The following is an 18,750-nucleotide window of genomic DNA, read 5'->3' on the forward strand; positions in this document are numbered from 1 at the left end:
AAGCGGGTTTCACGTTAAGTTGACACCAATGGGCATTGCCGTGCCCCTACTGCCATATATTTTTTGGCGAGACAAAGAGCGAGACTAGCTGTTTATAGCTGTCCAAAAACCAGTTATCTGATCTTGTGTGTAATTGGGCAAATAGTGAAACAATCCGTTTTTAGCTATTTGAGCGATCGCATCTATAAAGCGATCGCAATCTTCTAATGTATTATATACAGCAAAGCTGGCTCGGATAATACTAGGAATATTACGTGTAATTCCTCTGTCTACTTCCCGAGCAATCTCACAGTCTTGCTCGTCTGAAACATTCTTGAGTTTGCGAATATATTCATAAGTGCAGAAAGCCCCAGCCCGAACGCCAATGCCATATTCTTGTGCCAGAATTTCTGCTACTAAGCGTCCGTCAAATCCATCAATATCAAAGGGAATAACATGGGCTAAATTATCTCCGGGAATATGTATTTTGACACCAGGAATCAGCCCAAGCCGTGTATATGTAAATTCAACTAGAGAGTGTTCATACTGAGCAATGCGATCGCGCCCTACTGCTTCGATAATTTCAATCGCCTTGGCAATAGCGATCGCACCCATTGCGTTTGGTGTTCCGGGGTCATGGGCCCGTTCTGTATAAAAACGTTTAATCTCCAGGTTTCTGGTGATATAAGGCAGGTTTCCACCCCCAATTTGATAAGGGTAGGAACTATCAAAAAATTCCTTTGGCCCCAGCAAAACCCCGGTTCCATAAGGGGCATACATCTTGTGTCCAGAGAAAGCTACAAAATCTAAATGACATGGGTCATCATCTGCACGCATATCGACTCGTTCATGCTGAATTAACTGACACACGTCGGCAAATATCTTCGCACCATAACGATGTGCTAAAGCTGCAATTTCGTAAATTGGGGGTCTGTAACCTGTAATTGTGGAAGCACCTGTAATAGTTACTAACTTAATTTGCTCGGCTTCGGGGAGATTTTGGTGTGCCTTGAAGATATCTTCAATTTCTGCAACGCTTACACTTCCATCTGGCTGCGTTCTGTACTGCACAACTTCGTCTCTAGTAACCCAAGGCAGCAGGTTAGATGAATGCTCGATATCAGAAACTAGAATTTTTCCAGGTTTTTTTGCCCAAAGTGTGGCAGCTCCATTAATTGCTTCTGTTGTATTCTTCGCAAAGATTACATAGTTGTCTAAAGATGACCCCACAAAGTCGCGAATGATGTTTCGACTGGCGTCATATTCTCGTGTAGTGATGATAGACTTTTGCCCAGAACCTCGATGTACGCTGCCATAGGTGTCAAGCATTTCATCCACGTACTGCTTGAGGGTTACAAAGGGTGTGGTTGTAGCTCCATTATCCAAGTTCACGTACTTGACATAGTTTCCGTTAAGAGTTTTAACCTTGAAAGATAGAGACTCATCTGTAAATAACGGTCTAATTTCTTTGTCCCAAAAGCTGTCACAATTTTCTACAAACAGCGGTAATTTAGCAGTCTCTTGCTTGATATTTGCGCCCATTGCAAGTACATCAGTCATCTTTGGCACCCCTATTTCAAATTTGGATTTTTTTGAAAAAGCCTAACTGCCACAACACTTTATTTCGCGTTGCAATCGGATTAATTGCCAGTAACTATGGTCTTTATAATTACTTTATTTCTAGTAGAAAATGCGGTTAATACAATTATTCTTTAATAAAATAATTAAAAATGATATCCGTGTTTACACTTAATTAAGGTATTTATGTCGTTAATAAATACACGATGTAAAGAATGTTCGTAAGCAGTCAAGTATACTTTAAACAATTTTCTTGTAGTCATTAAACAAACTTGACGCATTGAAGACAAGTTGATAGAAAAAGCCTCTCACTAACTAAGCCTATAATTGCTTACTGGGACTGTATTTAAGGATAAAAAAGCCCCTACTAAGTTGAGATTGCTCTTTAAAAAAGCTTTATTAATTAACCTAGACTCATTGTTACTTCTTCAACATTGCTTTATACGTATTTATTCGTATTTGTCATGCTTTACTAATATTGCAGCCATCGCAAAAGCTCTTAGTTGTTTGCTGACATTAAATAGCGATCGCCCAGGAGCACAGAATTATCATCAAATAGTAGATACTTATACGGATATCTATCCTAAGTAATAAATAAGTCAGTATAAAAATGTATTGAAGGAGACATTTTATATTTATATCTTAAGACGGATGCGGTTAGAAGAAATAACATATAACGTAAGGCAGTTTTTTGATGTAGAAAAACTTCATCAGCCAATAGTTAATACAGTTTAGTTTTTAACGTATTGGGTTTTTCCACTCTCTTGCCTATCCTCAAAGGCGGATCGAGTTCCCCTTCTAGCTTGCCTCTTCTTGACGGGAAAGAGCATCATAGTGTTATAACGGCATCAGTCTAGATACAAAATGGGGAACACCAATTGATGATTAATTGCTGGTGCTTGGAGAGAGTTAAACTTAGCTTCTAGAGCAAACCCTGATTAGACACAGTTGATAAGCAATGCTAATGCCAGCACTGCTGAATATTTTTAAGCAGGTGAGTCAAGAGTGATGAATGAAGCTGACACCTCAAACAAGGGGGCTGTGATAGAATCCCTAAATTCTGTCAATTCGCCACAATCAGAGCAGGCGAGTTGTCCCTTTTACTCAGTTGTGCCTAATGACAATATGACAGTTAGAAAACTGCCACTCCTCATGCCAGCTGAAGATACACAATTATTACAAGATACTGTCCGGCAGGACTGGGTTGCAGAGCCTGAAAGCGGCAAACAAGCACTTATTGACTCGGAATTTCAAAACCTGCTGGCATTGAACGAAGAATTACGTGCGGCTAACAATAAATTGTATGAACAAGTAGAGCAGCTAAAAGACAACCTAGCTGAGTCAGAAAAGGTTTTGCAGTGGCAGAAAACGCGTTCTAGTGTTAGTGAGTCGATGCTCAACCAACACACTCAGGAACTAGCTGCGGCTCAAGAACAGATAAAATCTTTATTTCAACAATTAGAAACTGCTGTACAAACTGTTCAACGTCAGGAAATTTTCACTGATACTTATAAAGCACAGCTACAAATTAGCCAACAACGCCTTGCCCAGTTAGAGCGAGAATGTACGTTGCTACACACTAATAACAACGAACAATCTCAGCAGCTATTGCAATCAGAAAATGTTTGTCGGGAATTACGTACTAGACTGATGCGACAACAACGCCAGACGCTGCAATTCAAAGCAGCTTTGGAAAAATGTCTAGATACATCGGTTCCTAGCTATGACTCCTTAGAAGATGCTGCAAAACATCCTAAAGATATAACTAGTAGCCAAGGAAGATTTTCTAGAAAAGCTCGGTCTTTGTTTCCTAACGCACAGCCAATTCAACCTTGGTCAGCAGAAGAAGAATCCTTAAGTAACGATCTAGATAATTCTTGGGGTGAACCCTCAGCACCAATCCCATTCCAAAGAAATGAAGCCCCTGCGACACCACCATCATCTTCTTGGAACTGGACAGTTAAGAAAGACACGCCAACACCAACACAACCTGCGCCATCTCCAGAAGTTGATGATTCTCCAGATACAACTGAAGCGGTTTCACCTTCGGGTTCATCAAATTTAGATCAGCAATTAGATAGTCTAATCCAAATGTTTTTCACCTCCCAGCCTGCATCTACATCACCACCACCACCTGCTGCGAAAACGGATGTTAGTGATGCTCCTATTTGGGAGACTTTAGCAACAATCTTAGAAGACGATGAGGAATTAGAAAATCCACAAGAGGAATATTTGGAAGCAGAAATTAATCCTCCTGCAACTACCTCTACTTCTTGGACTACAGATTCTGTGCTTTCACCAGCCAATAACTTACTGGTTTCCTCTACTCCATCTCACACCGAAACACCTGTTGGAGAAACTGAAGACTACTGGTCAGAAGTTTCACAATTGACACAGTTGGAATTGTCAGCAAGTAATTTGTCCTCAGAGTCATTAGGTGATAACACCAATGATGACAATTCACCCTCACCAGTAGTTTATCCGCAGCGTCCACCCAAGGGGCGTAAGTCATTGGCATCTGTAGAACTGCCGAATTTCCGCCCCAAGAGTTAGGAGTTAGTTGTCATTAGTCATTTGTCTAATACTAATGACTAATGACTAATTCAGAATTCTTGCTTCTGACTTCGGAATTATGGCTTCTGGGTTGGATTTTGCCACCTGACTTGGCGATCGCGGTTTGCCTGTGGCGATCGCATAATTAATCGCCAACAGCCACAGCCATAATGCCGGATTTCGGGGTTCCAGCCAAAAACCTACCCGGTTCAAGAAATGCGGGAACCACGGACTTAGTAAAGCACTAATCAGAGCATGACGACCGAAGTTGAAATAACTACCAAGCCATCGCCCTAAATCCCTTGGCCCAGCAAGTTCCCAAATCCATAAAAGCAAGGCAGGATTTTTCCTAGCTGCTTTCAGTGCTAAACGGTTAAAGGTTAACCAATCACACCGATCTTTGATGAAGTTATCTGCCACCTCTGGCGGTTCATCTGCTAACAGTCCAAAAAAGGTGTTGAGCATGGAGTTAATCCGCTGGGGTGGTAAAAATTTCCCTGTGGGCACCATCATGCCTTTGGAAAATAGCCAAGTTACGGAAACGTTGCTTTGATAGGCGCGAATTTGGTTCAAGTGTCGCAAACTCAATAAGTCATGTTTGAGGGCAGTATCCAACAGCGTTGTTAAACGCTCTAAGTTGCGAACTAGGGAACCAAAACCGGTGAAGACGAGGGGAGATTGGAGTGATGCTGCATCACCGATCGCAATCAATCGATCGAAGGCAACTGTGCGATCGCGACTTCCCACACTAAAATGCCCTGGTATATACCCAAATGTCGGCTTCTTCCACACCAATTTGTCCATATCGCACCTGCGATACTCTGGCAAAATCGTGAAAAAGTCTTCGTACATCTCCAGCAAGGAACCAGGATTTTCAGCATTGACTTCGTGGTAATGAAATAAATAAATCGTCAGTTCATCATCTGCTGCGGGAAACAATTCCCAAATTAACTGCCTTCCCCGCGAAATATCCCCATGACTGTAAAGAACGTCCCCATATTGGGAATCCCATACTCCTGGCTCAAATCCGCTTTCAATTGCCGCTCCCACTGTCGGACAGACACTATCAAAGGCACGACCACCATTTAATTGCCAAGCGATGGGGGACGCGGTTCCCATTGCATCTATTAGCAGTCGTCCACTTACTTGCTTCTCAATCTGACTGGGCAAGTGCTTGACTTGCAAAACTACCTGTGATATATCAATATCTGCACGGATAAACTCTGTTTCATCCCAAATTTCACCGCCTGCCGCTTGCAGTTTTTGCCCACACATTTGGAGCCATTTTTCGGAATCCAAGCCTAAATTTAGGACTGTGGGTGTGTGGAGGACGGGCGATCGCAGTTTGGCTGGATTATTAGCATCAAAAAACTTATTGAATCCGTCTTTGTATTCCCTGGCAATGATGGTTTCTAACTCAGCGGGGGTGACTAAACCCAAGTTAACCAAGCTTTGAATCTCGTCGCGCGAAATATTCCATTCTCGGTTCATCCGCCCAAAGGGCATTCGTTCCACCAGCAAGACTTTATATCCGAGTTTTGCCATCAGTGCTGCATGGATTGCGCCTAGTGCGCCACCGATGTAGATGATGTCGTACTGGGCATGGGGTATGGGGGCATTAGTTGTTTCGCCCCTGCTCCCCTGCTCCCCTGCTCCTCTGCTCCCCTGCGAAAACACCACTTGACGCGGCTGCTGCGGATTCTGCACCCCTTCGCGCCATCGTTTTTCCCACCAATAGGCACGAGTTAGGTCATATTGACCGTTGGGCATTTTCTGAAAATACTTGACGGTAAGGGGGTAAGTAGAGCCTAGTGCGGCAAATATTGATTGCTGGGATAAATCAATTGCTGGCGGTTCTGGGTAATGATGCGGAAAACGGCTTCTGATTTCCTTGCTCAAGCGTTGCAGAATTTGTCCTTCACTGGGAAAAGGTTGTTCTGCCCAGCGAAACACTTTCAGATAGGTAGTTCGTTGCACCGACCAGACAAATACCGAAAGTTCTGTAGGCAAGTTTTCGGAAAGACTCACTCCAGCAGGTGTAGTAGCACTGGGTATTTGAAGGCGAAAACCTTCCGAGGTAAGCACTTTTTCTCCATTTCCAGGTTCAAAATCTGTTTGTAACCAACTACGCACAGTTTCTGTTTCTGGAGTTGGAACTTCTAAATAAAGGATTTCTTTCATCTTTTTCTGACATTTCCCATCAATCTACTCACTTAGACAGATTTTCTTAAGGCACAAAGTAAGGTAAACTCCGCCCTATTAGTTTCGTAAAGATTTAGTGAAGAAATTTTAAGAGTTTGTCAAATTTATTGTTCATTTTGTATTTCTGTAAACCCACGCCATGAATTATCCCATTCCAGACAGTCCCCAAGAAATTATTGCCCTACGACAACAGCCGATTGATGAAGAACTAGTTGCCAGTGCGATCGCTGGAGTAATTAAAATTGTCCGCGCTCAGGGTCAATCTTTGGAAGAATTGACCGCTCAGTTGCTAGCAGACGATCCACTGCTGGATCAGCAACAACGCCGTTGGTTAAGCCAATTAGTTGCCCAATCCTGGGAAAAGTTCTCCTAAAACCTTGTGTATGATGAAGTTTTGGTCGCAGCATTAGATATCTAGGTCTGTACCTAAATATTGGCGATGCCTGCGGCGGGCTGCGCCTACGTATTTTTGGTATAGGAGTAATAATAATGGTCAGTATGGGATTGGCAATTGGGTTGATATTTTTGCGTTCATGGCACAGAAGGCACTAAATTAACCATATCAGCGTTTTACGTTGCTTATGAATTTTACAACGTTCTGAAACGGAAAGACCTCTGCTTTGCGCCAGAGGTCTTTTTTTGGGAGCAATCTTCATGCTATTTGAACAAAGCTTCGGCACATAACTTAAGTTGAGCGATCGCTAACTAAGTGAGTAAAAATAAATACAACTATGCTACAAATCCATTTGAAAGCCTTGACAATGAATAATCGTAGTCAGCGACTCTAGCCATTTAAAATCTTATGCAGAGCGCTAAATCGCTGACTACGAACAAAAGTTTTATCTTAGATTTAATTATGTCTACCTACTTATCCACTGACGATCGCTTTCAACCCATCAACCTTTTTGAGTACGAAAAGCTAGCAAAAAAACATCTGTCTCAAACGACACTTGATTACTATAGCAGTGGTGCTTGGGACGAAATCACATTGCGAGATAATCGTGCTGCCTTTGAACGAGTCAAGCTGCGACCTCGGATATTAGTCGATGTGAGCGATCGCAATCTAAGTACCTCTATTTTAGGACAACCCCTGCAACTACCTTTGTTAATTGCACCAATGGCTTTTCAATGTCTAGCCCATCCAGACGGAGAAATTGCCACGGCTTTAGCTGCTGCATCAGCTGGCGTGGGTATGGTGTTAAGTACAATGGCAACAAAAAGCATTGAAGAAGTGGCGACTGCATGTCATCAGTTTCCAGATTCTCTAAGATGGTTCCAGCTTTACATCCATAAAGACCGAGGATTAACTCGTGCTTTGGTAGAAAAAGCCTATAAAGCAGGCTACAAAGCACTTTGTCTAACTGTAGATGCACCTGTTCTCGGACAGCGTGAGAGAGATAGACGTAATGAGTTTGCCTTACCCCAAGACTTACATCTGGCTAATCTTGCTAGTATCTCAGGGCTAGATATTTCCCATGAAAAAGGCGAATCTGGGTTATTTACCTATTTTGCCCAACAGCTAAACCCAGCAGTCACTTGGGACGATTTGGAGTGGTTGCAGTCTTTATCTGGGCTACCTTTAGTCATTAAAGGAGTTTTACGCCCAGATGATGCTGTGCGGGCTGTAGAATATGGAGCCAAAGCAATTGTTGTTTCTAATCATGGTGGCAGACAACTCGATGGTGCGATCGCTTCTTTAGATGCCCTCGCTGAAATAGTAACCGCAGTGGATAGTAAAGTAGAAGTGGTGTTGGATGGAGGCATTCGTAGGGGCACAGACATTCTCAAAGCTCTGGCATTAGGAGCAAAAGCAGTACTGATCGGACGACCCATATTGTGGGGACTAGCGGTAGCAGGACAAATCGGCGTATCTCATATCATCTCACTGCTGCAAGATGAGTTAAATGTGGGAATGGCCCTTAGCGGCTGTGCCAAAATACAGGATATTGACCCTAGTTTATTGAACCTGCCACGCCTTTAAGTTGGAGATTCTTAAGATTGTTATTCCAGCAAAACTTTGAGAAATAATTTTCAGACTTGTTACAAAATCTCTTAATTTAGAGTATACTAGTTAAGGTTAGATACAAGGGCGGGTGGCGGAATTGGTAGACGCACCACACTCAAAATGTGGCGGCCTTACGGTCATAGGAGTTCGATTCTCCTCCTGCCCACTACCAAACAAGTGCTAAAGAGGTTAAAAACTTATGCGCCTGAAAAGATGGGAATCTCCCCGTAAAGAAGGCAGAAATGATAAAGGTAGAGGCGGTTCTGCTAGGAAGCGTCAACTGAAAAAACAAAGGCAAATGTTACGCCAAAGACTTAAAGAAAGTAACAAGCAAGACAATAACAAAAACGAGAGAGCAGGGAAAGATAAGTTTATCTTTCCCTTATTTTTTGGGCTTTTATTTCAGAAAAAAATAAAATTTAGAGATTTTTCATCAATACAGAGACTAAATTAAATCTGTAATAGATTTGTAAATCATAATAAAAAGTTATTAGCCATTCTTTAAAACATACTAATTTTAATTCAACCTCTTAAGCGCATATTTACGTATAAAATCGGCAGACTAAGTGGCTAGAATTTTACTTTTATACTTAAGCAATTAAGTCCTGTATACTACTTAATATACAGCATCTCTCTAGGAATTTATCGCAATTATAATGCTTGGATGAACTAACCAAAAACTAATTATGAAGGAAGTATGAATTTTGTCAAGCAGTGTCTGAAATCCTTAACATAAAACAGTAAGCTAAGACACAGCAGCAAATAATTCTAGTATTACCGATTAAGCCAAAAGTATACTAAAAAGGCAATTGCACCTCCATGTGTTAACTTCCAACAATGACACAAACCTACAAAAAGTCAGGAGTCATCCAATCCGAATATTAAATAATTTGGATTGGTCTAGGTAATCTATGAATTGTTTTCTTGGATACAGGAGTTATTGATGGTGGCGAGAGTGCTTCTACCTACTAAAAAAGTGCTTGATTTTCCTATTACTGCTTTACGGTTTGACGAGCAGATACAAACAATACTGAAGTGGGCGAGTAGGCGTGAGAGTAAAACTGTATATGTAGCCAATGTACACATGCTCATTGAAGCCCATTGGAATCCAGAGTTTGCCACCGTATTGCGAAATGCAGATATAGTTACTCCTGATGGTATGCCTCTGGTATGGATGATGCGAAAAATGGGAGCGCTTTACCAAGACCGTGTAGCAGGGATGGATATTTTTCTCGCATTGTGTCAGCTAACTCAAACCCAAAATCTGAGCATTTTCTTTGTAGGTTCCCAAACAGAAATTCTGTCTAGGATGCAAAACAGGTTAGAGAAGGAATTTCCGCAGATAAAGATTGCGGCAATGGAACCTCTACCCTTTCGTCCCCTAACTGAAATTGAGGACGAAGCCTTGGTTCAAAAGATTAACTCTAGTGGTGCTAGCGCTGTTTTAGTTTCTCTGGGATGTCCCAAACAAGAAAATTGGATAGCTCAACATAAGGGCAAAATACAAGCTGTAATGATTGGACTGGGTGGAGTTTTCCCAGTTTATGCCGGAATTCATAAGCGGGCACCCCGCATAGTTCGAGACTTAGGACTTGAATGGCTATATCGATGGATTCAAGAACCACGCCGACTTTGCGGCCGCTATGCGAAGACTATTCCACTCTTTATATGGCTGGCTACTAAACAACTACTATCATCAAGTCGGATTGCAGGGGTCTTCCTTCACGAGACTGGGGATTAAAGAAAAAGAAATAGGGTAAGACTGACTCTAAGCGGTTCATCATCAAGGGAACCAGATTTTAGATGCTAAGGAAAGAATTTTATGCCTGAAGCCCGAAGATTCAAGGGTTCACCTCAAAATCATGAAAGAAGCAAAGTGCAAAGATTCCCACCAATCAATGTCCTGCTGTAAAAAACCATTATTTGAAATCAACTATTAAAGTACTTGACATTAACCCAAGACTAAGTGTTATATTAATCATAGTGAAATTGTTGGGGCGTCGCCAAGTGGTAAGGCAGCGGGTTTTGGTCTCGCCATCCCTGGGTTCGAATCCTAGCGCCCCAGTTAATCTAAAGACAGGCATAACAGCCTGTCTTTAGATTTTTTAATTGCATTTTTAAGATGTGTCTCAATGCATATAATTCTGTAAATGTTACTTGTCAGGAGATTTGAGAGCTTGATCTAGAGTCTTCCGAGCCAGTTCTGCTTTAGCTCGCGCTTCCTGGTAACGCACATTAGCTTGGGCAAAATTTTTGAGAACTTTAAAACCTTCCTTGAGTCGAGTAATTTCCTCTTCTGTCACCGACTCATCAGTGAACAGAATATCAACAGCTTTGCGAATTTCCAACGCTTCAGCTCGTGACTCCTGAACTTTCAGCTTGAGCGTGGCCAGGTTACTCAGAATCTGGACAGCTTGTGTAATAGTATCCTCACCACTAGCAGTATCAATAGTTGACTCTTTTACCTCAATTAATTGTTGAGGACCAAATCCTTCTTCCAGTTCCGTGGGTAGCTTACCTGCATCCATCAGTTCCATTAGCTGATCCATTGCTTTATCACGGGCTTTAGCTGAATCTTTTCCAGAAACAGTAAGGATAATTTCTGGGCTTTGAGCGAGAGTATATTGAACCATATTTGAGCAGAAAATTTGCTGGTTAACCAAGCTGAGGAAAACAATTATAACATGTTGCGTCTCTGGTCATTTGTTGGTTTATCAACTTTAGTATCAGTTTGCTAAATTCATGTGACTTATATATTTTTTAATGATTTAATTCTTTATTCCTACCTTTACCAAGTCCCTCAAAATAAAACTTTATACTTAAGAAAAGGGAATAAGTTTTAATAGGAGGGGAGAGCAATGGCTCCCAGTCCCACCATCATGCAAGCTGTGGAACAACTGGGCTACCGTGTTACCGTTGGTGATGTGGCAACTCAGGCAGGATTGAACGTCGCTGAAGCTAATCAAAGTTTGTTAGCCCTGGCATCTGATGCTGGCGGACATTTACAGGTAGCGGATTCCGGTGATATAGTTTTCCTTTTTCCACAAAATTTTCGAGCAATTTTGCGTAATAAATACTTCCGGCTACGATTGCAGGAATGGTGGAAAAAGGTCTGGAGTGTTCTGTTTTACCTGATTCGCATTTCTTTTGGAATTTTCTTAACTGTTTCCATCGCCCTGATAACTGTTACCATCTTCATTATCATTACCTCTATCAATTCAGACCGTGACGGCGACAATCGAGGCAGTAATTCCGGCGGTGGGGGCTTCTTCTATTTTCCAAATTTATTTTGGTATCTTAGCCCAAATTATGACACCCACTACCAGGAACCGCGACGTGGAAGCCGGGAAGAAAGCAATCTGAATTTCTTTGAAGCTGTTTTTTCGTTTTTGTTTGGCGATGGTAATCCGAACGCCAACTTAGAAGAACGCCGCTGGCAAGAAATTGCTACGGTGATTCGGAGTAATCGTGGTGCAGTGGTAGCAGAACAAATTGCCCCATACTTAGATGATATTGGTGAGGGATACACAAGAGAGTACGAAGATTATATGTTGCCCGTTCTAACGCGGTTTAATGGGCAACCGGGGGTAAGCCCAGAAGGGCAAATTGTTTATTACTTCCCAGAGTTGCAGGTGAGTGCAGTTAAAAAGCGCCGTCATGCAATATCAGATCACTTGGAGGAATTTCTCTGGCGTTTTAGCGCCGCAAGTTCCGGGCAAATTATGCTGAGTGCTGGGTTAGGTGTACTAAATTTTGTTGGTGCTTTAGTACTGGGAAATTTGTTGAGCGATGGAACTGTTGCCGTCCAGTTAGGTGGACTGGTAGCTTTTGTACAAGGAATTTATTGGCTGCTATTGGCTTACGGAGCAGGTTTTTTAGGTATACCGTTATTGCGTTATTTCTGGATTCGGTGGCGTAATCGCAAAATAGGCGATCGCAACCGCGATCGCCTTTCCAGAGCAAGGCTATTGGCAAGTCCTGATACACTTTTGCAACAAAAAATCAACTATGCCCAACAATTTGCAACAGAAAAAGTCATTGGCAACGAAGATTTAGTGTATTCTAGCGAAACTGACTTACTCGACCAAGAAGTTGAACGTTCTGCAAAAATTGATGCTGAATGGCAACGGCGCTTAGAACGTGGGAGTGGGGAATAGGAAGCAGAGGGGCAGAGGAGCAGGGGAGCAGGGGACAAGGGAAATAATCAATGCCCAATGCCCAATCCCTGATTATTTCGCCTGAATTGGTGTTAGAGCTACACCTTGATAATAATGTCCCAAAATTTGCAGGTGGTTCACTCCTTGCCGAGCCAGATTGTACGCCCCCCACTGACTCATGCCTAAAGCATGACCGTAGCCAAGCCCTTGCAGTACAAAACTACCATCAGCCCCCTTATTGACGCTAAATTTGGTACTTTTTAACTTGAGGGCTGTTCGCACTTCCTCGCCCTGTAGCACCTTCGTGCCCTTGTTACCGACAATTTTTAAAACTTTAACACTGCGGAAAGGTGAGTATGTCTCTGGAATCATCGCCGTCACACTGCCCACATCAGGAAATTTAGCGCTAATTTCACTGGGCGAGAAGGTTTTCACCCAATTACACTCGCGGATATTTTGATCGTAGTCTTGAACAGCACGTAGATAAGGTTCGCTGCTTCCCCAAACATCTTCGACGTTTTCAGTGTGTCCCCCAGAACAAGCGTGGAAGACTGAGAGAATAATCCGATTTTTGTAAGTTAGTACCTGCCCTAGAGTAGAATCCACTGCGGCATAAGTAGCAGGAGATTCACTGATGACACCTTTGTAAATTTGCCAGCGATCGGGAGTATTGCCTAAATCGTAAACGGGATTATTCCGTTGTTTTTCTCGTTCGTAGAGGGCATAAGTGCGGGCTGCGATCGCTTGAGCTTTTAAAGCTTCTTGGGGCCAGCTAGCATCCATTTCGCCACCAAGAACGCTGTAGAGATATTCTTGGTCATCAACCCAATTAACAGCCGTTAAGCCTTTGTCTGTGGGGACAACCAGAGTTCTGCCCCGATACCAGCGATCGCCAATATAAACAAATCCCTTGCCAGTTGGCTCAATCCAAAATAAACCAGACTGCCACTTGTCTAAAGCAACACCGCCAGGAACGGCTTGGGCATAATATGCACTCATTGCTGGCAACTGTCCAAGAGTCCGGCCAGTACTATCCTTAACGATGCCAGTGGTGGAACTACCCACTTTTACCTGATTAACGCCCCTCGCAATTGCCACGCGTAAAATTACAGACGCTTGGGCTGGGGCAACCAAAGCTATCCACAAAAAGATACTTACCCACCAATAACGTATTTTTATCTGAGAAAATAAAGAGCCTAAGTCAAGTTGGAATTTCATGCTGATCATCTAATCACACTAGTATCTAATTGACGCTCTGGATTATGGCGTCTACTACTTTAAGATGAGACAGTTCTCCAACGCTGGAGGTTGCCACCTCCTACTAATTATGCATTTTGCTTTAAATATAAGGTAGAAATCAGTAATTAGGGAAAGTGAATCGTCCAAATCTGACTGCTGTGGAAGAGAAACTTTTATTCTCCGATTTACGATGCCAATACCTTTTGAGAATTGCTCACTTCATTAGCGATAATTCCAATTAAATTCAACTTACTCAAAATTTCTGTTGCTTGAGTCAGTTCAGTTCGAGTCACTTTTCCCATACGCTCTACCATTACAATACCACTGCAAAAAGATGCCACAATCCTGGCATCAACTGTGCCTAAAATAGATGGAGCATCTATTAATACTAGGTCATAACTTTGCTCAAACACCTCTATTAGTTCTTTCATCCGTTGAGAACTGAGCAACTTCACTGTATCTTCTGGTTCTGGCCCAGCAGTCAAAATATCAATGGAGGGGTGAATCGGCTGGATATAATCTTGAAAATGAGTAGTTGTCTCATCAACTAATAACAGAGATAGTCCCCAGTCATTGGATAGTTCCAGGATTTTATGCAGGCTAGGATTATGTAGGTTAGCATCAATTACTAATACCCGTCGATGCATCCGGGTAGCACTAGCTACAAGACCTAACACTAAGGTTGTCTTCCCTTCCCCTGGTAGTGCTGAAGTAAACATCAGCGACTTGAACGGTAAAGGGTATTTTAATATTTGAATATTTTGGTAGATCATGTCCAAAGTTTCATGGACGGGCAATTTATTACTAGCTTCTATTACAGAAAAATCTGAGCTTCTTCGGCCATTCCAAGGCAAGCCAAGCCGCCGTTTTTTGACACCAATTGATGGTAGTTTTGGTACCGATCCCAGTATACGTAGGTTCGTTAGTTTCTTTAAATCTCCGGCACAATAAATAGCGTCATTAAACTTTTCCAAAATTAGGGCTGCTAAGATACCTAAAATCGGGCCAATTACTGCTCCTCCAAGCAAGAGTAATAATCTGTTGTTACCCATATAAATACCGGGAGAAGGTTCTGCCAAAACTTGCCAGTTATATCCTTCCTGAGCAATTTTCAGTCCCAATGACTGTTGCGCCTGGAGTAGTTGTTCAAGGTTTTTGCGACTAGTTTGTACCTTTGGCAGCAAACGATTATACTCTGCTATTAAACTTGGGTATTTGTTTAGCTCAGAGCGTAGTTGCTGTTCTGACTCGACTAAATTTTTTTCATTGGCAGTTAGCCCTAAAACACTTGTTTGTACCAAAACAAACTCATCTACTAGCGTTGGATCAACCCCTAGCATTTGTCCTTTGAATAAGGGTTTTTCCTTACTGCTATTAGTAATATTTTTCACCTCTTCTCGTAATAGAGAAAGTTGACTTTGGCGTTGCTGTTTTAATTTTTGTACTGATGGGTAATCGTCTGTATAGCGGAGCCGCTCTTTAGCCAATGCTAGTTCAGTCTTTTGAATTTCACTTAATAATGCTTGATAGCGGCTTGACTGATTTAATTGAGAAGAAAGTAATGTATTCTGCTGGGACGAAGACGCTATTAGTTGCTCTAGATTATCGTAGCGAGCGTTTACATCTTGAAGGTTGGCACGAGTAGTTTGTAGCTGTTGTTGAATATCGGCTAGAGATTCTAGCAGAATTTTACTTTGGACTTCGGGATCGAGTAATTTATATTTTTTGCGAAACTGTTCTAAATTTTTATCAGCTTTACTCACCTCTTTTTTTATCTCAGGTAGGCGAGTATTTACAAAAGCTAATCCCTGATTCAGACGTTCTTTTTGCTGCTGTTTATTGTAGTTTTGATAGACTTTCTGTAGAGCTTGAAGTACTCTTTGTGTTTTTACTGGATCTTTATCATTAAAAGAAACTTTAAATGCCTGATTAAAAACTTTATTTGCCCCGATGCCTCCCGCTTCGGGAGTTACTTCTAAAGGTGCTTTATTGTTATGTTCTTTTTGACCATTGATGTCTTGTAAGGTAATATGAGGATAATCAGAATGGAGTAAATCTACAGCTTTCTGAAGCAACTTAGAACTCAGCATGAGTTTCATCTGAGTAGTGGAATCAACAACTTGAGAATTTGAATCAGTAACCTGAGTATTTGAATGTGCTCCTTCAGATAAATTGGAATTCACCAATATCTGCATATTGCTCTGGTAAGTAGGTTTGGCAATGACAGCCAAGAGGCTAGCAGCTGACATAACTACACAAGAAACCCCAAAGATTAGAAAGCGTCGGCGAAGCAAAATAGTAGATAGTTGTCTGATGTCAACTGTGCCTTTTGCTGAAGTAGTAACCTGTTGCTCTTGATTCAGACTAATCTTAGCCACTATTAAACTCCTCTAATATCGAAACACTATATTTATTTGGAAGATTTATGAGAAATATGAAATGATTTTTTACACCTAATAGCTGCGATCGCATACTTAATTCTTCTTCCAACAATGACAAGCTAATTTGGCACAATATTATGCAAACTGGCGCTTTCATGTTCATCAATTCATGCATATAAATTCTTAATCAGTGTTGGAAGGATAAATTTTTAATAAATATTTTATTTAAAGAAGAAAAATCTTGACAAAAAATTAATTATTTTTCCTAAGTATTTGAGTATAAAATTATTCGAGTCACAACATTACTATATATATTAAAGTTATTTTGATAACTTGTAATAGAAAAAACACATTGATAAAAATATTTTAACCATATTATTTGTATATTCTTGATACACTTAGTTAACCGTAAATTGTTAGTTAAATAGTTGACTTACTCAGAAAAGTAAACTGCTGTTTGTTTGCTGGATGTTATGATTGTAACTATTAAAATCTAAGATAGAGCCTGGTTAATTTTAGATTTTAGATTAGAAGGGTTCAATAGGAAATCTAAAATCTAAAATCGTTCGACTGAGCGTAGCCGAAGTCCAAAATTTAAACGCCTACCTTGGTTAACTCTACTTCCCGTCGTCTGGGTACTTCATGAATCATAAAATCGTAAGCCATATCAGTACGGGGAAAAATAGCACGAGCTTCTTTAAGGAGATCCTTCAACTCCAAAGTATTTCCGGGAGCATAGCGGGGACTGAAATGACTCATAATCAGTCGATGCGCCCCAGCAGCTAAGGCTGTTTGCGCTGCCATTGTGGTTGTGGAATGCAATCGCTGGAAAGCCATATCTGCATCTTGATGGGCAAAGGTAGCTTCGTGAATTAATACATCAACATCATGAGCTAATTCCACCGCACCATCACAATAAATTGTGTCTGTACAATAGGCAATTTTTCGACCAATTTCTGTAGGGCCGCACAATTGGGTGCCATCAATCACCCGTCCGTCCGTAAGGGTAACTGTTTCACCGCGCTTGAGTTGACCGTAAACCCGACCAGGAGGAATTTGCAACGCCTTGGCTTTTTCGACATCAAAGCGTCCGGCTCGGTCTTTTTCGGTTACGCGGTAGCCGAAAGCTGTAATCCGATGATGCAAATTACCGCAGCTAACGGTGAAGTCATCGTCTTCATAAATTATCCCTGGACGGATGGCGTGAACTTTGATTGGGTAAGAAAAGTGCGTGTAAGAATAACGTGAGGCGGATTGAATGTAATCATTTAATCCAGGTGGGCCATAGATATCAATTCGTTGCACATTACCAGCCAAGCCGCAAGTAGCAAGAAGTCCCATCAAGCCAAAGATGTGGTCGCCGTGCATGTGGGTGATAAAAATTCGGGAGAGTTGACTGATTTTCAGTTCACTCCGCATAATTTGATGCTGAGTACCTTCGCCACAGTCGAATAACCACAGTTCTGCCCTTTGGGGTAATCTCAGAGCGACACTGGAAACATTGCGCGATCGCGTGGGTACACCGGAACTCGTCCCTAAGAATGTTATCTGCACAGTGTTCTTTAGTCTTCCTATTGCTCAATTTGCAGCTCTATTTTCTATAGTGGCACGGTTAACGAGCAAAATATTTAGCATTTTGGGGATTGGGCATCCCTTCCCTGCGGGACGCTACGCGAACGGCAACTATTGGAGACGCTACGCGATCGCTCAGGCCAAGTATTAGGCATAGTTAGCGATCGCTCTTTTGACTGAATTCAGGTGTCAGTGCGATGGCTTCTTTTCTTTGCCATTTCTTTTGTGACAGTTCCAGGTGCGGAATATGGGTTGTATGCAAAAGTGAAGCTCTATAAACTTTGATAAAAAATAAAAAACTGATTACCGATTTTGATGTATATTGCTTCAAATTACTAAAACTTTGCTAGCTGTACAGCAACTGTCACTTCTTTAAAAAGGTGGGATATCAAGTATGAGCAATCTTTTGTACTGGGTTAAAGGTCTAGGAATTGCAATAAGTGGTGCAGTAGTTTTGTCTACAAACTCTGCTATTGCTCAAATTAGCCAGGATGCTACTCTACAGGATAATCTGAATACATCTAACTTCAGTAGCACGGTGCTTGAAAAGCATAATATATCAGGAAATGCGCTGAAATTTAATAACACTATCGACCAAACTGCAATTCCAGATAGAGATTCTGTAGAGAAGAAAAAACTTAATAGCTTTACACAAGTAATTCCAGACAAAAAAAATGTTTTACTAGCGGAATGTGACTGGTGTCCTTGTTGTGGTTGCTGCGAAAGGTAACTGGTGTGATTGTTGTAGTTGCTGCTGAAGGGGCGACACGCCCACCATAGCTCCTAGCTCACCCCTACATCTTGCGCTGCTAATTAGAATTTGAGATAAGTTAAGCAGTCTTTAGATTAATGTTTAATTCTCATAACTTTTGTCGGCGCGATCGCTCCTTGTAAGCGATTTCTAACAAATAAGTCCCTAATAAACTCATCTGTCGGTGCGATCGCTCCTTCGCTATAAGTTTCACACAAGCGATCGCTTCTTCGCAATCACCTTTATATAAGCGATCGCTCCTCCTACTAAACTCAGGTGTTAGTGCGATCGCTTCCTTGTTATGAACTTTATACAAGCGATCGCCCCTTCTAC

The 18,750-nt window shown here is 41.6% G+C and carries 14 protein-coding genes and 2 tRNA genes; 9 read left to right on the plus strand and 7 right to left on the minus strand.

All coding sequences use genetic code 11. The annotated features are described in order from the left end of the window. Positions 1-84: 84 nt before the first annotated feature. Positions 85-1,539 (minus strand): aminotransferase class V-fold PLP-dependent enzyme, encoded by a 1,455-nt coding sequence (locus tag V7L12_RS11520; RefSeq protein WP_335084399.1) that lies wholly within the window; start codon positions 1,537-1,539, stop codon positions 85-87. A gap of 1,026 nt (positions 1,540-2,565) precedes the next feature. On the opposite strand from V7L12_RS11520, the gene V7L12_RS11525 reads away from it, so the two are divergent. Next, the gene (locus V7L12_RS11525) at positions 2,566-4,110 is read left to right on the plus strand and encodes a hypothetical protein (protein WP_335084400.1); all 1,545 of its coding nucleotides are present in this window, start codon (positions 2,566-2,568) and stop codon (positions 4,108-4,110) included. Between the two features lie 45 nt (positions 4,111-4,155). On the opposite strand, the gene V7L12_RS11530 is transcribed toward V7L12_RS11525, so the two are convergent. Beyond that, complete coding sequence (locus tag V7L12_RS11530) at positions 4,156-6,291, minus strand: NAD(P)/FAD-dependent oxidoreductase (RefSeq protein WP_335084401.1); 2,136 nt, start codon at positions 6,289-6,291, stop codon at positions 4,156-4,158. A 160-nt stretch (positions 6,292-6,451) separates the two neighbouring features. Here V7L12_RS11530 and V7L12_RS11535 point away from each other — a divergent pair, with 160 nt between their 5' ends. From V7L12_RS11535 to V7L12_RS11560, 6 genes are all read left to right on the plus strand, one after another. After that, complete coding sequence (locus V7L12_RS11535; protein WP_094349603.1) at positions 6,452-6,685, plus strand: hypothetical protein; 234 nt, start codon at positions 6,452-6,454, stop codon at positions 6,683-6,685. Positions 6,686-7,168: 483 nt separating this feature from the next. Then, complete coding sequence (locus tag V7L12_RS11540; RefSeq protein ID WP_335084402.1) at positions 7,169-8,293, plus strand: alpha-hydroxy acid oxidase; 1,125 nt, start codon at positions 7,169-7,171, stop codon at positions 8,291-8,293. 106 nt (positions 8,294-8,399) lie between these two features. Then, positions 8,400-8,483, plus strand: a tRNA-Leu gene (locus V7L12_RS11545). Positions 8,484-8,516: 33 nt separating this feature from the next. After that, entirely contained in the window at positions 8,517-8,771 is a 255-nt protein-coding gene (locus V7L12_RS11550) for a hypothetical protein (protein ID WP_335084403.1), read from the plus strand. Between the two features lie 489 nt (positions 8,772-9,260). Continuing rightward, entirely contained in the window at positions 9,261-10,058 is a 798-nt protein-coding gene (locus V7L12_RS11555) for a WecB/TagA/CpsF family glycosyltransferase (RefSeq protein ID WP_292776608.1), read from the plus strand. Between the two features lie 252 nt (positions 10,059-10,310). Then, positions 10,311-10,382, plus strand: a tRNA-Gln gene (locus tag V7L12_RS11560). 88 nt (positions 10,383-10,470) lie between these two features. Here the strand turns inward: V7L12_RS11560 and V7L12_RS11565 are convergent. Beyond that, positions 10,471-10,950: a hypothetical protein gene (locus V7L12_RS11565; protein ID WP_335084404.1), complete on the minus strand. Its 480-nt coding sequence runs from the start codon at positions 10,948-10,950 to the stop codon at positions 10,471-10,473. 225 nt (positions 10,951-11,175) lie between these two features. Here V7L12_RS11565 and V7L12_RS11570 point away from each other — a divergent pair, with 225 nt between their 5' ends. Further along, positions 11,176-12,474, plus strand: coding sequence for a hypothetical protein (locus V7L12_RS11570; RefSeq protein WP_335084405.1), 1,299 nt, complete (start codon positions 11,176-11,178; stop codon positions 12,472-12,474). Positions 12,475-12,546: 72 nt separating this feature from the next. Here the strand turns inward: V7L12_RS11570 and V7L12_RS11575 are convergent, their stop codons facing one another. The 3 genes from V7L12_RS11575 to V7L12_RS11585 form a co-directional block, all read right to left on the minus strand. After that, positions 12,547-13,692 (minus strand): SpoIID/LytB domain-containing protein, encoded by a 1,146-nt coding sequence (locus tag V7L12_RS11575; RefSeq protein ID WP_335084406.1) that lies wholly within the window; start codon positions 13,690-13,692, stop codon positions 12,547-12,549. Between the two features lie 206 nt (positions 13,693-13,898). Further along, positions 13,899-16,091: a GumC family protein gene (locus V7L12_RS11580; protein WP_335084407.1), complete on the minus strand. Its 2,193-nt coding sequence runs from the start codon at positions 16,089-16,091 to the stop codon at positions 13,899-13,901. 597 nt (positions 16,092-16,688) lie between these two features. Beyond that, on the minus strand, positions 16,689-17,648 hold the full coding sequence (locus V7L12_RS11585; protein ID WP_335084408.1) for a ribonuclease Z: 960 nt from the start codon (positions 17,646-17,648) through the stop codon (positions 16,689-16,691). Between the two features lie 412 nt (positions 17,649-18,060). Between V7L12_RS11585 and V7L12_RS11590 the strand changes: the two genes are divergently transcribed. Further along, positions 18,061-18,396, plus strand: coding sequence for a hypothetical protein (locus V7L12_RS11590; RefSeq protein WP_335084409.1), 336 nt, complete (start codon positions 18,061-18,063; stop codon positions 18,394-18,396). Between the two features lie 130 nt (positions 18,397-18,526). Here V7L12_RS11590 and V7L12_RS11595 read toward each other — a convergent pair whose 3' ends face one another. Next, on the minus strand, positions 18,527-18,733 hold the full coding sequence (locus V7L12_RS11595) for a hypothetical protein (RefSeq protein WP_335084410.1): 207 nt from the start codon (positions 18,731-18,733) through the stop codon (positions 18,527-18,529). Positions 18,734-18,750 lie beyond the last annotated feature (17 nt).

Source organism: Nostoc sp. (assembly GCF_036918245.1).
Lineage (GTDB): Bacteria > Cyanobacteriota > Cyanobacteriia > Cyanobacteriales > Nostocaceae > Nostoc.

What these genes read in the sequence shown, in the direction of transcription:
- V7L12_RS11520 (WP_335084399.1), bottom strand. Translation starts at nt 1,539, where the DNA reads ATGACTGATGTACTTGCAATGGGCGCAAATATCAAGCAAGAGACTGCT.
- V7L12_RS11525 (WP_335084400.1), top strand. Translation starts at nt 2,566, where the DNA reads ATGAATGAAGCTGACACCTCAAACAAGGGGGCTGTGATAGAATCCCTA.
- V7L12_RS11530 (WP_335084401.1), bottom strand. Translation starts at nt 6,291, where the DNA reads ATGAAAGAAATCCTTTATTTAGAAGTTCCAACTCCAGAAACAGAAACT.
- V7L12_RS11535 (WP_094349603.1), top strand. Translation starts at nt 6,452, where the DNA reads ATGAATTATCCCATTCCAGACAGTCCCCAAGAAATTATTGCCCTACGA.
- V7L12_RS11540 (WP_335084402.1), top strand. Translation starts at nt 7,169, where the DNA reads ATGTCTACCTACTTATCCACTGACGATCGCTTTCAACCCATCAACCTT.
- V7L12_RS11550 (WP_335084403.1), top strand. Translation starts at nt 8,517, where the DNA reads ATGCGCCTGAAAAGATGGGAATCTCCCCGTAAAGAAGGCAGAAATGAT.
- V7L12_RS11555 (WP_292776608.1), top strand. Translation starts at nt 9,261, where the DNA reads ATGGTGGCGAGAGTGCTTCTACCTACTAAAAAAGTGCTTGATTTTCCT.
- V7L12_RS11565 (WP_335084404.1), bottom strand. Translation starts at nt 10,950, where the DNA reads ATGGTTCAATATACTCTCGCTCAAAGCCCAGAAATTATCCTTACTGTT.
- V7L12_RS11570 (WP_335084405.1), top strand. Translation starts at nt 11,176, where the DNA reads ATGGCTCCCAGTCCCACCATCATGCAAGCTGTGGAACAACTGGGCTAC.
- V7L12_RS11575 (WP_335084406.1), bottom strand. Translation starts at nt 13,692, where the DNA reads ATGAAATTCCAACTTGACTTAGGCTCTTTATTTTCTCAGATAAAAATA.
- V7L12_RS11590 (WP_335084409.1), top strand. Translation starts at nt 18,061, where the DNA reads ATGAGCAATCTTTTGTACTGGGTTAAAGGTCTAGGAATTGCAATAAGT.